Source organism: Caballeronia sp. INML3B (assembly GCF_023631305.1).
Taxonomy (GTDB): domain Bacteria; phylum Pseudomonadota; class Gammaproteobacteria; order Burkholderiales; family Burkholderiaceae; genus Caballeronia; species Caballeronia turbans.
The window spans coordinates 140,049-153,512 of record NZ_JALQDI010000040.1; the positions used below are offsets into that span (position 1 = coordinate 140,049).

General features: G+C 63.9%; 17 protein-coding genes. 10 read left to right on the plus strand and 7 right to left on the minus strand.

Annotation, left to right across the window (positions count from 1 at the left end):
• Positions 1-21: 21 nt before the first annotated feature.
• Positions 22-1,056 carry an ABC transporter substrate-binding protein gene (locus NCS58_RS16145; RefSeq protein ID WP_061115985.1) on the minus strand — a complete coding sequence of 345 codons (1,035 nt, stop codon included), beginning with the start codon at positions 1,054-1,056 and terminating at the stop codon, positions 22-24.
• Positions 1,057-1,130: 74 nt separating this feature from the next.
• Positions 1,131-2,228, minus strand: a complete 1,098-nt coding sequence (locus tag NCS58_RS16150; RefSeq protein ID WP_061115984.1) for an ABC transporter ATP-binding protein — start codon at positions 2,226-2,228, stop codon at positions 1,131-1,133.
• Positions 2,229-2,407: 179 nt separating this feature from the next.
• Between NCS58_RS16150 and NCS58_RS16155 the strand changes: the two genes are divergently transcribed.
• Entirely contained in the window at positions 2,408-3,934 is a 1,527-nt protein-coding gene (locus tag NCS58_RS16155; protein WP_061116117.1) for a PLP-dependent aminotransferase family protein, read from the plus strand.
• Between the two features lie 10 nt (positions 3,935-3,944).
• On the opposite strand, the gene NCS58_RS16160 is transcribed toward NCS58_RS16155, so the two are convergent.
• Positions 3,945-4,529, minus strand: coding sequence for a TetR/AcrR family transcriptional regulator (locus tag NCS58_RS16160; protein ID WP_061115983.1), 585 nt, complete (start codon positions 4,527-4,529; stop codon positions 3,945-3,947).
• 99 nt (positions 4,530-4,628) lie between these two features.
• Here NCS58_RS16160 and NCS58_RS16165 point away from each other — a divergent pair, with 99 nt between their 5' ends.
• A complete protein-coding gene (locus NCS58_RS16165; protein WP_061115982.1) occupies positions 4,629-5,096 on the plus strand; it encodes a nuclear transport factor 2 family protein in 468 nt (155 codons plus the stop codon).
• Positions 5,097-5,118: 22 nt separating this feature from the next.
• Here NCS58_RS16165 and NCS58_RS16170 read toward each other — a convergent pair whose 3' ends face one another.
• Together NCS58_RS16170 and NCS58_RS16175 are read right to left on the minus strand one after the other, a co-directional pair.
• Positions 5,119-5,298 (minus strand): CsbD family protein, encoded by a 180-nt coding sequence (locus tag NCS58_RS16170; RefSeq protein ID WP_061115981.1) that lies wholly within the window; start codon positions 5,296-5,298, stop codon positions 5,119-5,121.
• 74 nt (positions 5,299-5,372) lie between these two features.
• Positions 5,373-6,395 carry a transporter gene (locus tag NCS58_RS16175; protein ID WP_096031943.1) on the minus strand — a complete coding sequence of 341 codons (1,023 nt, stop codon included), beginning with the start codon at positions 6,393-6,395 and terminating at the stop codon, positions 5,373-5,375.
• 289 nt (positions 6,396-6,684) lie between these two features.
• Between NCS58_RS16175 and NCS58_RS16180 the strand changes: the two genes are divergently transcribed.
• The 3 genes from NCS58_RS16180 to NCS58_RS16190 all read left to right on the plus strand — a co-directional run bounded on the left by NCS58_RS16180 (position 6,685) and on the right by NCS58_RS16190 (position 8,106).
• Entirely contained in the window at positions 6,685-7,032 is a 348-nt protein-coding gene (locus NCS58_RS16180; protein WP_061116116.1) for a hypothetical protein, read from the plus strand.
• A gap of 63 nt (positions 7,033-7,095) precedes the next feature.
• Positions 7,096-7,527, plus strand: a complete 432-nt coding sequence (locus NCS58_RS16185) for a response regulator (RefSeq protein WP_061115979.1) — start codon at positions 7,096-7,098, stop codon at positions 7,525-7,527.
• Positions 7,528-7,827: 300 nt separating this feature from the next.
• Positions 7,828-8,106, plus strand: coding sequence for a hypothetical protein (locus NCS58_RS16190; protein WP_061115978.1), 279 nt, complete (start codon positions 7,828-7,830; stop codon positions 8,104-8,106).
• 109 nt (positions 8,107-8,215) lie between these two features.
• Here the strand turns inward: NCS58_RS16190 and NCS58_RS16195 are convergent, their stop codons facing one another.
• On the minus strand, positions 8,216-9,175 hold the full coding sequence (locus NCS58_RS16195) for a chemotaxis protein (protein WP_061115977.1): 960 nt from the start codon (positions 9,173-9,175) through the stop codon (positions 8,216-8,218).
• 286 nt (positions 9,176-9,461) lie between these two features.
• On the opposite strand from NCS58_RS16195, the gene NCS58_RS16200 reads away from it, so the two are divergent.
• The 3 genes from NCS58_RS16200 (at position 9,462) to NCS58_RS16210 (ending at position 11,848) form a co-directional block, all read left to right on the plus strand.
• Positions 9,462-9,902, plus strand: a complete 441-nt coding sequence (locus tag NCS58_RS16200) for a CBS domain-containing protein (RefSeq protein ID WP_061115976.1) — start codon at positions 9,462-9,464, stop codon at positions 9,900-9,902.
• A gap of 111 nt (positions 9,903-10,013) precedes the next feature.
• Entirely contained in the window at positions 10,014-11,000 is a 987-nt protein-coding gene (locus NCS58_RS16205; RefSeq protein WP_061115975.1) for a diacylglycerol kinase family protein, read from the plus strand.
• Positions 10,997-11,848 (plus strand): metallophosphoesterase, encoded by an 852-nt coding sequence (locus tag NCS58_RS16210; RefSeq protein WP_061115974.1) that lies wholly within the window; start codon positions 10,997-10,999, stop codon positions 11,846-11,848. Before NCS58_RS16205 ends, NCS58_RS16210 begins: the two co-directional genes overlap by 4 nt.
• Here the strand turns inward: NCS58_RS16210 and NCS58_RS16215 are convergent.
• The gene (locus tag NCS58_RS16215) at positions 11,832-12,227 is read right to left on the minus strand and encodes a PPC domain-containing DNA-binding protein (protein ID WP_061115973.1); all 396 of its coding nucleotides are present in this window, start codon (positions 12,225-12,227) and stop codon (positions 11,832-11,834) included. The genes NCS58_RS16210 and NCS58_RS16215 overlap by 17 nt on opposite strands.
• A 105-nt stretch (positions 12,228-12,332) precedes the next feature.
• Between NCS58_RS16215 and NCS58_RS16220 the strand changes: the two genes are divergently transcribed.
• Both NCS58_RS16220 and NCS58_RS16225 read left to right on the plus strand, forming a co-directional pair.
• Positions 12,333-12,722, plus strand: a complete 390-nt coding sequence (locus tag NCS58_RS16220) for an MAPEG family protein (protein ID WP_061115972.1) — start codon at positions 12,333-12,335, stop codon at positions 12,720-12,722.
• Positions 12,723-12,740: 18 nt separating this feature from the next.
• On the plus strand, positions 12,741-13,415 hold the full coding sequence (locus NCS58_RS16225) for an alpha/beta hydrolase (protein ID WP_061115971.1): 675 nt from the start codon (positions 12,741-12,743) through the stop codon (positions 13,413-13,415).
• Positions 13,416-13,464: the final 49 nt, after the last annotated feature.

The window sequence follows — 13,464 nt, forward strand, 5'->3', positions numbered from 1 at the left end:
GTCTTGCTGCTTATGATGCGTTTACTTCGACGCCCACGCGGTGAAGCGCTGCTCGAGCTCGTCGCCGTGATCGGTCCAGAACGCCATGTCCTGCAGCACCGCGTTCTTCGCGTTCTCCGGCGAGTTCGGCATGTCGGCCTTCGTCTTCGTGTCGAGGGCGGAGATCGCCGCCTTGTTCACCGGGCCGTACGCGATGTTCTTCGCATAGACTTCCTGCGGCTTCTGCGACACCGAATATGCGATGAACTGCTGCGCGACGTCCTTGTTCGGCGAGCCCTTCGGAATCGCCCAGTAGTCGAGGTCGTAGATGCTGCCGTTCCACACGACCTTCAGGTTCTTGCCTTCCTTGCGCGCGGCGTCGATGCGGCCGTTATACGCGGTCGACATCACGACATCGCCCGCGACGAGGAACTGCGGCGGCTGTGCGCCTGCCTCCCACCATTGAATGGACGGCTTGAGTTCGTCGAGCTTCTTGAACGCGCGGTCCGCGCCGGCCTTCGTGCCGAGCACCTTGTAGACGTCCTTCGGCGCGACGCCGTCGGCCATCAGCGCGAATTCGAGGTTGTAGCGCGCGCCCTTGCGCATGCCGCGCTTGCCGGGGAATTTTTTCGTGTCCCAGAAGTCCGCCCAGCCTGCCGGCGCCGTCTTCAGCTTGTCGCCGTTGTAGGCGAGCGCCGTGGACCAGACGAAGAAGCCGACGCCGCAGGTTTGCGGCGATTCGGGCACGAGGTCCGACTTCTTGCCGATCTTCGACCAGTCCAGCTTTTCATAGAGCCCTTCGTCGCAGCCGCGGCCGAGATCGCCCGATTCGACTTCGACCACGTCCCAGTTGACGTGCTTCGCTTCGACCATTGCCTTGACCTTGGCCTGCTCGCCGTTGTATTCGACGGCCGTGACCTTGTTCTTCGTCGATTGCTCGAACGGCTGATTGAACGCGACCTTCTGCGCATCGCCGTTCGCGCCGCCGAAATTGACGACGGTGATTTCCGCCGCGCCCGACGCCGCCGACACGCACGCGAGCGCAGCCGCCATGGAACACAGTGCGAACTTCTTCATGATGGTTTCCTCTCTTCTTCGACTTGGTTTTGTCAGTGGACCTACGGGTGGGAAGCGCGACGCCTGATCGGGATTCAGGCGAACACACGCAAATGCTCGGGCGCGAATTCGAGCGCGACGGGCGCGCCGGGCGTGAAGCCGTCGAGCGCCGCGGTGCCGAGCGGTACCTTGACGAAGCATTCGTCCTGCTCGCGCACGCCGCAGCGCATGCGGACGTGATCGCCGAAATAGATGAGGCTCTTCGCTTCGCCCGCGAGCGCGTTGATGTTGCCGTTCGCATGGCCGTTGCCTTGCGTGAGCTTCATGCGCTCCGGCCGGATGCACGCAATGGCCGGCGCACCCGGCTTCGCGTTCGCGACGTTGAGTCCGGACACACGCGTGCCGTCGGCAAGACGAATGTCGCAGAAGTCGCCCTGAATCTGCTCGATGGTGCCGCGCAGGCGGTTACTGTCGCCGATGAAGTTCGCGACGAACTCGTTGCAGGGCGCTTCATACAGGTGATCGACCGTGTCGAGCTGTTGCACGATGCCCTTGTCGAACACCGCCACGCGGTCGGACATCGTGAGCGCTTCGCCCTGATCGTGCGTCACGTAGACGAAGGTGACGCCGAGCTTCTCGTGCAGCGCCTTGAGTTCGATTTGCATATGCTCGCGCAATTGCTTGTCGAGCGCGCCGAGCGGTTCGTCCATTAGCACGAGCTTGGGCTCGAACACGAGCGCGCGGGCCAGCGCGATGCGCTGCTGCTGGCCACCCGAAAGCTGCGCCGGGTAACGCTTCGCGAAGCTTTCCATGCGCACCATCTTGAGCGCGTTGTTCACGCGATGCGCGCGCTCTTCGGCGGACATCTTGCGCACCGTGAGCGGATACTCGACGTTCTGCTGCACCGACAGATGCGGAAAGAGCGCGTAGTTCTGGAACACCATGCCGATGTCGCGCTTGTGCGGCGGCACCTTGTTCAGGAGCTTGCCGTCGAGCCAGATTTCGCCGCCGGTGGGGAACTCGAAGCCCGCGAGCATCATGAGGCAAGTGGTCTTGCCGGAGCCGGACGGCCCGAGCAGCGTGAGAAATTCGCCCTGATAGATGTCGAGATCGAGCGATTTGACGACGAGCGTTTCACCGTCGTACGTCTTTCGCACACCGCGAAAGCTGACGATCACCTGATCGGATTTCATCTTCCGTGTCTCCTTCGGAAAACCCTGATACTGCCGACCGCCTTCGGCGCCCGGAAATTATTTCCACTGCTTGCGATAACTATAGCCCGTTACGGTTCTACAATGGGGAGCCATTTCAATATTCAAAATAGAACCACTTGAGCGCGCCGGCCAAGCGGCTCCGAGCGGTGGGAGACTTCATGGATACGATCATCCTGGCCGACTGGCTGAGCGCCCGGCTCGACCGGTCGGCCACCGAGCCGATGTACCGGCAAGTGCTCGAACTCATGCAGCAGGCCATCCTGACGGGCCAACTCGCGCCGGGCACGAAGCTGCCGAGTTCACGCACGCTGGCGACCGATCTCGGCATCGCCCGCAATACGGTGCTGCATGTCTACGATCAGCTCACGGCCGAAGGCTACGTGACCTCGACGACCGGCAGCGGCACCTATGTCGCCGACACCGCGCCGCGCGATGGCGTCGCCGGCAAGAAAGCGCGCGCCGAGGAAACGAAGGCGCCGTGCACGATCTCGCGCCGCGGCGAGCGTCTGATCGCGCAGGCGGGCGTGTCGCCGAAGCAGTGGGGCGCATTCATGCCGGGCGTGCCGGACGTCGCGGAATTCCCGGCGCGCACGTGGAGCCGCTTGCAGGCGCGCCTGTGGAAACGCGCGAGCCCCGAACTGCTCACCTACGCGCCCGGCGGCGGCTATCGGCCGCTGCGGCGCGCACTGTCCGATTATTTGCGCGTCGCGCGCTCGGTGAAGTGTCACCCGGACCAGATCATCATCACGACGGGCATTCACCAGTCCATCGATCTCGCCATGCGCCTGCTCACCGATTTCGGCGATCGCGCGTGGGTCGAGGAACCCTGCTACTGGGGCGTGCGCAGCGTGCTGCAGTCGTCGGGGCTGACGCTCGTGCCGATTCCCGTCGACGACGAAGGGCTCAATCCCGCCGCGCGCGACATGGCCGAGCCGCCGCGCATCGCGCTCGTCACGCCATCGCATCAATATCCGCTCGGCATGGTGATGAGTCTCGCGCGGCGCCGCGCATTGCTCGAGTTCGCGCGCCAGCACAAGGTTTGGATCATCGAGGACGATTACGACAGCGAGTTCCGCTATGGCAGCCGGCCCTTGTCATCGCTGCAAGGGCTCGACGACGCGGGGCAGGTGATCTATGTCGGAAGTCTCGGCAAGATGCTCTATCCGGGCTTGCGCATGGGCTATATGGTGGTGCCGGACAATCTCGTCGATTCCTTTCGCACCGGCGTGGCCGAACTCTACCGCGAGGGGCAGCTGATGCAGCAGGCCGTGCTCACCGAGTTCATTCTGGATGGCCATCTGACCTCGCATGTGCGACGCATGCGCGGTCTGTACGGCGAGCGGCGCGAACTGCTGATCAACGCGATCCGCGCCCGCTTCGGCGATTCGCTGCCGGTGCGCGGCGATGAAGCCGGTCTGCACTTCGTGCTCGATCTGCCCGATTTCGCCGACGACCGGACGATCGCCGCCACCGCACTGTCCGCCGGTGTCGTGACGCGGCCGCTCGACAACTATTACCTGAACCGGCTCGCGGCGAGAAAGGGGTTGATGCTCGGTTACGCGTGCGTGCCCAACGATCAGATCGCACCTCAGTTCGCAAGGCTCGCGGGTGTCGTTGAGCAGGCGCTATCGTCAGTCACGTCGAAGCCGGCTGTTACGCCCATCGAAAGCGCAATGACGAAGTAACGCCAGTCGGTTACTGGATGCTTCGTTGCGCCGCCGCGATCGCGCGCACCACGCGCGCAAGCGCCTTCAACGCATCCGCGGGCGAGTCGGCGAATTGCGCGGCGACGATCGCGCCGTCCACCGCCAGTGCAAGCGCTTGCGCATCTGCTTTGGCCGTTCGCGAAGCCGGCATCAGCGTGCGGATCGCCGCGGTCATGTCGCGTTTGTGACGGCGCGAAATATCGACTGCTTGCGGCAACGTCGCCCCGACTTCGACGACCGAATTAATGAACGCACAACCCCGGTAATTCTCGCTGCCGAACCATTCCGCCAGCGCGGGAACGAGGGCGTTGAGCTTTCCGCCGTGGCGCGCGAGCGCATCGCGGAACCACGTGATCCAGTTATCGTGACGAAAATCCAGGAACGCGACGATCAGGTCGTCCTTGCTTGGAAAGTAGCGATAGAACGTCTTTTTCGCGACGCCAGATTCGGCGATCACGCGATCGACGCCCGTTGCGCGAATGCCGTCGCGATAAAAGAGACCGTGCGCGGTATGCAGAATGCGCGCGTCCGGGGCGAGCTCGGAGACATCGATGGGCGAAACTGAAGTATTCATGCAGTCGATTGTAGACAGGTTCGTCTACCTGCGCTAGAGTGCGCTCAGTAGACAGACCTGTCTACCTATCGCATCGCTTGACAAGGAAGAGGACTCGCCATGGAATCCAAGCCGCCGTTTCCCCCGTTCGATGAAGAATCTGCCAAGCTCAAAGTCCGTCTCGCCGAAGATGCCTGGAACACGCGCGAGCCCGAGCGCGTCTCGCTCGCGTACAGCGTGGACACGCGCTGGCGCAATCGCGCGGAGTTCGCGAACGGGCGCGAAGAAGTGGTCGCGTTCCTGCGGCGCAAGTGGGCGCGCGAACTCGACTATCGCCTGATCAAGGAGTTGTGGGCGTACAAGGGTAACCGCATTGCGGTGCGCTTCGCCTATGAATGGCATGACGATGCCAATAACTGGTATCGCAGCTTCGGCAACGAGAACTGGGAATTCAACGAAGCGGGACTGATGACGCATCGCCATGCCTCGATCAACGATTTGCCGATCAAGGAAGCGGATCGCAAATATCACTGGCCGCTCGGCCGCCGGCCCGACGAGCATCCGAGCCTGAGCGACCTGGGCTTCTGACGTGCAGCAAGCGGCGTGGCGGTTACTTCTTGATGCGCCGTACGGCATCGGCTGCCGCGCCGAGCTTTGCCTGCACCTTGCCCGCCATCTTTTCGGCGGTGCCGCGCATTTGCGTGCTGCGGCTTCCGGTTGCCTTGCCGACGGCTTCGCGAACGATGCCCTTCATCTGACGAGCCGTGCCTTCGATGCGGTTCTTGTCCATGATGTCCTCCGACGTTTTACGAGGTATGCGCCTCCATCGGAAAGACATTGCATCGATCGTGCCTGGCCGTTGTGCTACATATCGCGGCGGCGGCGGAACGCCCACCATCCGGCGAGCACGGTGAACGTCGCGACGATCGCGACCAGCAGCCAGAAGCCGTGATGATTCTCCGCGAGCGGAATGCCGCCCACGTTCATGCCGAAGAAGCCCGCGACGATGTTGATCGGCAAGGCGAGCACGGTGACGAGCGTGAGCGTGAAGAGCGTGCGGTTGCTTTGCTCGTCCATGCGCGTCGCGACCTCTTCCTGCAGGAGCTTGATGCGCTCGACGAGTCCGGCGAGATCGTTGAGCACGAGCGAGAACTCTTCGGTCGCGTCACGCAGGTCCTGAATGTCCTGCGAGTGCAGCCAGCGCGGTGGCCGCGCGAGCAGGCGGAACACGGAGCCGGGCTCGGGGGCGAGCAGACGCTGCAGCCGCACGAGCACGCGCCGCAGGCCGCCGAGATCGGTGCGGGTCGCCGCGCCGCGCATCGAAAGAAAACGATCCTCGATGCCATCGACCTCGACGCTCGTGCGCCGCACGATATGCACGAGCAGATCCGCCTGATCGCGCAGCAGATGCGCGAGGAGTTCGGCGGGCGAGCGAAAAAGCTCGCCGCGCCTCACCGACTCGCGCAGCGAGTCGACCGAACGCAATGGCTTGAGGCGCGCCGTGACGAGCAGCTTCTGATGCGTATAGACCCACAGCGTCGCGATCTCCGAGGGCGTCAGCTCGAAGTTGAACATCACATCGTTGATGACGGCCAACAGCGCGCCTTCCTGATGTTCGATGCGCGTCGAGTGCGAGCCTTCGTTGAGCGTCTCGAAGAATGCGTCGGGCAGACCGAGGCGTCCGCGCATCCAGCGCTCGCACGCACTGTTCGCGAGATCGAAGTGCAGCCAGACGAATTCCCGGGTGGTGTCGTCGCGGGCGAGCCATTGGCTCGCGGCTTCGGCATCGATCGGCTCGCCGGGGCGATCGACATGAAACCGGAAGCCGCAGACGAGCCCGGAAAAATCGGAGCCGTAGGGCGGTCTTTGCAGGGTAGCGGGATTCATGCGGGCATTCGGTTGCATTCTGGGGATGCGGCGCGTCCGCTGACGATGCGGCCTCGACGCTCTGCATATGCGCGGCGCCACGCGCTAGTGTGCCATTGGTCGCGCCCCGGATCGCGATCGTAATGCGCAAACCAGGAGTGAAACAATCGCCACCGGCACCTCGGTTCGTGCAAATATGGCTGTCATTTTGTCGGCGTATCATCGCGCCACGCAAGAGGGGCGCTCGCGCGGCGCCTCGCATCGAGTCGGCCGCGCGCGCGGGCTCGCGTGCCCACCTGAGGAGAAGGCAGTGGAAGACCGTGACGATCTGGACGGAGCAACGCAAACCACGGCGGGCGGGCTCGTCCGGCTCGCGTCGTTGATTGCGGGGCTCGCGCGCGAGGGCGTGATCGATACCCGCTTCGGCGCCAAGCTTCTGAAGCGCCTCGACAAGGAAGCGCAGCGAGTAGCCGGACCGGGCGCAGCGCCGCTCGACGAAGCGGAGCAGGCGGCGCTTTTCGGCGCGCTCGGCGAAGTCGATCTCGCGTTGCGTCAGTGCGACGCCGCATCGCTCGTCGAGGCGAATGCCCGGCTGCGCGAGTCAGAAGCGACGACGTCGGGAAAGCGTCGCAAAAGCAAAAAGGAGAGCGACGCGTGAGCTTTGCGGCGGGCGGGCGCGAAACCTGCGTCAGAGCCAGCATGTCGCTTTCGTGCCATGCCCATGCCCGTCTCCCTGCATTCCCCTCATTGCTCTCTGTGGACGGACCGTAGTGTCGACGTAGACCGCGATCCGTGGCGCATTCTCGTCGTCGACGACAACGCCTACAGCGCCGAAGCCCTTTCCGCCGCGCTGGAATCGGACGGCTTCGACACCCGCTTCGCACTCTCTGGCGTCGACGCGCTGCACGCGGTCAACGGCTGGGTGCCGCACGTCGTCATTCTCGATATCACGATGCCCGAGCACGACGGCTACGCGACCGCGCGCGTGCTGCGCCGGATCGCCGGTACGCGCGACGCGGTGATCATCGCGTTTACGGCACTGGGCGAGGAATTGGTGCGGCCCGAGGGCGTCCACTCGGGCTTCGACGGGTACTGCCAGAAGGGCAATCCGCCGGCCGAACTGGTTCGTCTGATCGGGCGGCTCGTCCACTGAAATCAAGCCGTTTATCGAACGCTAGTTCGATAATTAAATTGTTTCGTCCCTTGCAAACGACGCGCGATACCAACCTACGGCGCAAGGTCTTCGCTCCCATGTCCCACGGGCATCTGCGCGAGATTCGCACGCTCGTGCGGCCACGCATTGTTGGCCAAGAGCGAAAACTGTATTGAAATTTATGGGGATAAAAAAGCGATAGTAGGGGTATACACTGCATTCCATCGACGTAGCAGACAGTTTCTCGCAAGACCGCTGCGGCGCTTTCTGATTGAACGTCAACCGTCTTTGGAGCACACCATGAAACGCAACCTCATCGCTACCCTCCTGATCGCCGCTTCCGCCACGCTCGCCGCACCCGCTTTCGCAAGCGGCTATGGCCCGGCTCCGTTCTACCGTCCGGCCGTCGGCGCGCCGACGTCGCAACAAGGCCCGAGCGCACAAGCGATCGCCGCTGAAGAAAACGCCAACGGCGTGAACACTACCGCTTTCGGCGGCTCGCGTGACACGCTGGCGCAATCGGGCAACCGTGCGGCGCAATCGAGCAACAACCCGCAATCGGTCTTCTTCGGTCACTAATCGAATCGGCCGGCCCGGCTTATCCGCCGGGCGTATCGGCTGAAGGACTGCTTCGGCGCCCGCCGACGCGGACTCAAAAGGTCCGTGTTGCGCGGGCGCCGATCGTTTTTCAGGCGGCGTGCGCGAGCGCGCCGCGCATCACGTTGGCGAGTTCCGACGCCTCGAACTTCGACACATACGCGTTTGCGCCGACCTTGCGCACATGCTGCTCGTTCGCCGATCCCGACAGCGACGAGTGAATCACCACCGGAATGTGCATCAGCCCCGTTTCCGCCTTGATGCGGCGCGTGAGCGTGAAGCCGTCCATCTCGGGCATCTCCAGATCCGTGAGCACGAGCGCGATGTGATCCGCGACCTCGGTGCCTTCCTTCTGCGCTTTTCTGAGCGCGGCTTCCAGCACGTTCCACGCTTCCTGTCCCGTCTTGGTCATCACGAAGGGCACGCCCATCGCGGTGAGGCTTTGCTCGATGAGCGCCCGCGCGACGCCCGAATCGTCCGCCGCTAGCACGCGCGCGCCCGGTCTGAGCGTGAGCCGCCCGGTATTTTCCTCGGTGATATCGGTTTCCTTCGACGGCAGCACGTCGCGCACGATGCGCTCGACGTCGAGCACCTGCGCGAGCCGCGAGCCGTCGACGTTGCCATCCAGCCGGGCGAAGCTCGTCACGGTCTTGCCGCCCGAGTGCGATTCGGCAGACAGCACCTGATTCCATTCGAGCCGCACGATATCGTCGACTTCCTCGACTGCGAAGCCTTGCGTCGTGCGTGCGAACTCGGTGACGAGCAGGATCTTCAGCCCGTTCTTCGGCCGGCAGCCGGTGATGCGCGCGAGATCGATCACAGGAATGATCTGTCCGCGAATATCCGCGACGCCGAGAATGTCCCCGCTCGATCCGGCCACGGCCGTGATCGTCGGCATCGCGAGAATCTCGCGCACCTTGAACACGTTGATGCCGTAAAGCTCGCGCTGTTCCGAGCCCGGCGCCTCACCGAGCCTGAACAGAAGCAATTCGAACATGTTGCTGCCCGCGAGCCGCACGCGCTGCTCGATATCCTGCTGTGAACTGCTCACCTCGTTCTCCCTCTAAGCGGTGCATCGCGCCGCGTTGCCGTCGTGTATGTGATTAGCGGCATTTGGCGACGAAACTGAAGCGGAAACAGAAGTCGAATCAGGCGGCACGCAGACTGATTCGCGCGGCACGCCGCACCTTCCACGTCGCGTCGTTGATCTATACTTTTTCGAATGGTCGGGTTAATGCCTATGAAGGCATGGCGCGCGAGGCTTTACGCTCACAAAGGCGCAAGACAACCCGTCGCCCAGGCGCAACAACGTTCCCCGCTCATAACGGAGGCGCTCGATGGCAACAGTCGCACAGGTTCTGAATTCGAAACCCGACCAGACGGTCTATACGATTGCCGCAACGGCATCGGTCTTCGATGCGATCAAGATGATGGCCGACAAGCATATCGGCGCGGTGATCGTCACAGAGGGCGATGAAATCGTCGGCATCATGACCGAGCGCGACTATGCGCGCAAAGTCGTCCTGATGGACCGCGCGTCGAAGCAGACGCCCGTGCGCGACATCATGACCTCGCAGGTGCGCTACGTGCGCCCCGATCAGACCACCGACGACTGCATGGCGCTCATGACCGACAAGCGCATGCGCCACTTGCCGGTGATCGATAACGGCAAGCTCGTCGGCATGATCTCCATCGGGGATCTGGTGAAGAACATCATTTCGGAGCAGCAGTTCACCATTCAGCAGCTCGAGTTCTACATTCGCGGCGAGCACACGTAAGCGCGGGCGGTCCGGCTGTAAGCCTTTCGTTATAATCGGCAGGCTCTGCGCGCACGCACGGAGCTTGTTTTGCCGTGCACGTCTCGCGCGGATAACGAAGGAGCGCCGCCCATGACTCCCACCGCCGCATCCGCCGAAAGAGAAAAGACGCTCGCCGCCGACGCGCCGTTCTTCATCGTGATGAACGCGGGCTCGGGCCGCCACCAGGCCGACGCCACACGCACCGTGCTCGAGCGCGAACTCGGCGCGGCGGGGCGGCGCTTCGAATTGCGCGTCGTCGACGATCCGCGCCGCCTCGCGAGCATCGCGCGCGAAGCCGCCGCGGCGGCGTGCGAGCAGGACGGCGTGCTCGTCGGCGCGGGCGGCGACGGCACGCTCTGCACGGTCGCGCACGCGGCGCACGACGCCGGTTGTCCGTTCGCCGTGCTGCCGCGCGGCACGTTCAACTACTTCAGCCGCGACCACGGCATTCCCGCCGACCTCGAACAATCGACGCAACTTCTGCTCGATGCGCGCGCTTATCCGGTGCAGGTCGGCTTTGTCAACGGACGCATGTTTCTCGTCAACGCGAGTCTCGGGCTCTATCCGCGGCTGCTCGAGGATCGCGAAATCTACAAGCGGCAATTCGGCCGAAGCCGACTGGTCGCGCTGTGGTCGGCGCTCCTGACGATGCTGAAGCCGCATCGGCATTTGCGTTTGAATATCGATCACGAAGGCAAGACCACCGAAATTCGCTCGTCGACGCTCTTCGTCGGCAACAACCGGCTGCAGATGGAGCAGATCGGCATGCCGGACGCAGCGCGCGCGCTGGAACAGGGCTTGCTCGTCGCGATTGCGCCGCGCCCAGTGGGACGGCTCATGCATCTGTGGCTGTCGCTGCATGGCGCGGCGGGGCGTCTGTCCGATTCGGATCATGTCGTGAGCTTGACGTTCGAGCGCATCACGGTGACGCATCCGTCGAAGCGGCGCCGGCCGATCAAGATCGCGATGGACGGCGAGATTGCGAAGCTGCAGATGCCGCTGGAGTTCCGCGTCTCCGACAAGCCTCTTTTTCTGCTCAAGCCCGAACCGACGGTGGCCGAAGCGAATCGCTCATGACCTTGCTGTTGCAGATTTCCGATACGCATTTCGGCACCGAGCGGCCTCAGGTCGTCACGGCGCTGCTGCGTCTCGCCGATGCGCTGTCGCCCGATCTGGTCGTGCTGTCGGGCGACATCACGCAGCGCGCCCGCAGGCACCAGTTCGATGCGGCGCGCGCGTTCGTCGATACGCTCGGCGCGACGCCGACGCTCGTCGTCCCCGGCAATCACGACATTCCGCTCTTCGATCCGCTCGCGCGGCTCTGTTATCCGTATGCGAATCATCAGCGCGTGTTCGGCGCCGATCTCGAGCCGAGCTTTCAATCGCCCGAACTGCTCGTGCTCGGCGTGAACACGACGCGCGCCTACCGTCACAAGGACGGCGAGGTGTCGATGCAGCAGATCAGGCGCGTCGCCGCACGTCTCGAGACGGCGAGCGCGGCGCAGTTGCGCATCGTGGTCACGCATCAGCCGGTGGCCGTCACGCGCGCGCAGGACGAAAAAAACCTGCTGCACGGACGCGAGCGCGCGGTGCAGCGCTGGGCGCGCGCGGGCGCGGACCTGATTCTCGGCGGGCATATCCATCTGCCTTACGTGCTGCCGCTGCACGATACCTTCGCGGGTCTTTCGCGCCGCATGTGGGCGGTGCAGGCGGGCACGGCGCTGTCGTGGCGCACGCGCGGCACGATCGACAATTCCGTGAACGTGATTCGCCACGACGCGCGAGCGGGCGACGGCGGCGCGCGCCAAACCACGGTCGAGCGCTGGGATTATTCGGAGACGAGCGAAGCATTCGAGATGATTGCGCGCCACGATCTCGCGCTCGACGGCGCGAAACCCGCGGTCGCTGTCACGCTGCCCGGATGACGAGCTCCGCGAAGCCCGTCGCGGCGTCGTGCTCGCGCGTGTAACGTTCGCCCGGCAGGTTCGCGACGACGATCTCCGCCGTCGTGCGCACGATGCAGCCCGGCGTGACGTGGCCGCCGCACACGCGGCCGTCGGCGTCGGACACGCTCATGTGCAGGTGCGGACCTTGCGCCGATAAAGTCCCGGCGAGCGACAGGATTTCGAAATCGCCATGCAGTTCTGCGGCTTCGTCGCGGCCCGCATAGCGTAAGCGGGCGACGCTCAGGCTGCCGATTCCCTGAAGCACGAAAGCCGCCGAGAGCGCGCGGGTGCGGAATGCGTGGTCGAGCGCGGCGCGCAGGTCGTCGCCGGGGGACAGACGAAGGGTCATCGCGTGCATGAATGAAAGACTCCGGCCGGATCGCACTCAAGACTACACGCTTGCGGATCGTGATGGCATCATGGGCGCGACCCGTCCCGGCTATTTCTCATTCGTGGAGACGCCATGAGTTTCGAACTGAAGATGCTGGCCTGGACGCTCGTGCTCGCGCTGGTGCAGGTATTGCTCCCGGCCGTGGTGCGCAATCGCGAAGTCGGCATCAAATATCAGACTGGCCCGCGCGATGCCGCCACGCCGCCGCCCGGCCGGCTTTCCGGCCGGCTGATGCGCGCACAGTCGAACTTGTTCGAAACGCTGCCGATTTTTGCGGTCGCGGTGCTGATCGTGCACGTGACGGGGCGCGAGAACGCGCTCACGCATTACGGCGCGCTCGCGTACTTCGTCGCGCGCCTCGTCTACGTTCCGCTTTACGCGGCGGGCGTGCCGTTCGTGCGTTCGCTGGTGTGGCTGGTGTCGGTCGTCGGCATCGTGCAGATTCTCGTTCCCATCATCTGACGAGAGGAGTGAAGGGCAATGACCGATCAACCTTCGACCATCGAGATCGAAACCGCGCCGAATCCCGCATTCGCCGTCATCCTGATGCACGGCCTCGGCGCCGACGCCAATGATTTCGTGCCGCTCGTGCCCGAACTGCGTCTGGCCGATGCGCCCGCTGTCCGCTTCGTGTTTCCGAACGCGCCGGAGATCGCCGTCACCGCCAACAACGGCTACGTGATGCGCGCGTGGTATGACATCCTCTCGTTCGAGGGCATCAACCGGCGCGTGGACGAGGCGGGCATCGTGCAATCGGTGGCGCGCGTGCGGGCGCTCATCGAAGAGCAGAACGCGCGGGGCATTCCGAGCGAGCGCATTTTCATCGCGGGCTTCTCGCAGGGCGGCGCGATGACTTATCACGCGGGCCTGACACACCCGGAGAAGCTCGCGGGGCTGATCGTGCTGTCGGGCTACATTGCGTCGGAAGGGCTGATCGATGAATCGCTCTCCGAGGCGAATCGCTCGATTTCCATTTTCGCCGCGCACGGCAGTTTCGACGATGTGCTCAATGTGAGCCTCGGCGAGCAGGCGTGCGAATTTGCGCGCGCGCAGGGTTGCGATGTTGAATGGCATGCTTATCCGATGCCGCATTCTGTTTGCATGGAGGAGGTTGAGGCGCTGCGGGGGTGGTTTGGGGCGCGGTTGGCGGTTTAGGCTTTCGCCGGATCCCGTTTTCGTATTGGTTTATTAGCACTGCCCCTGT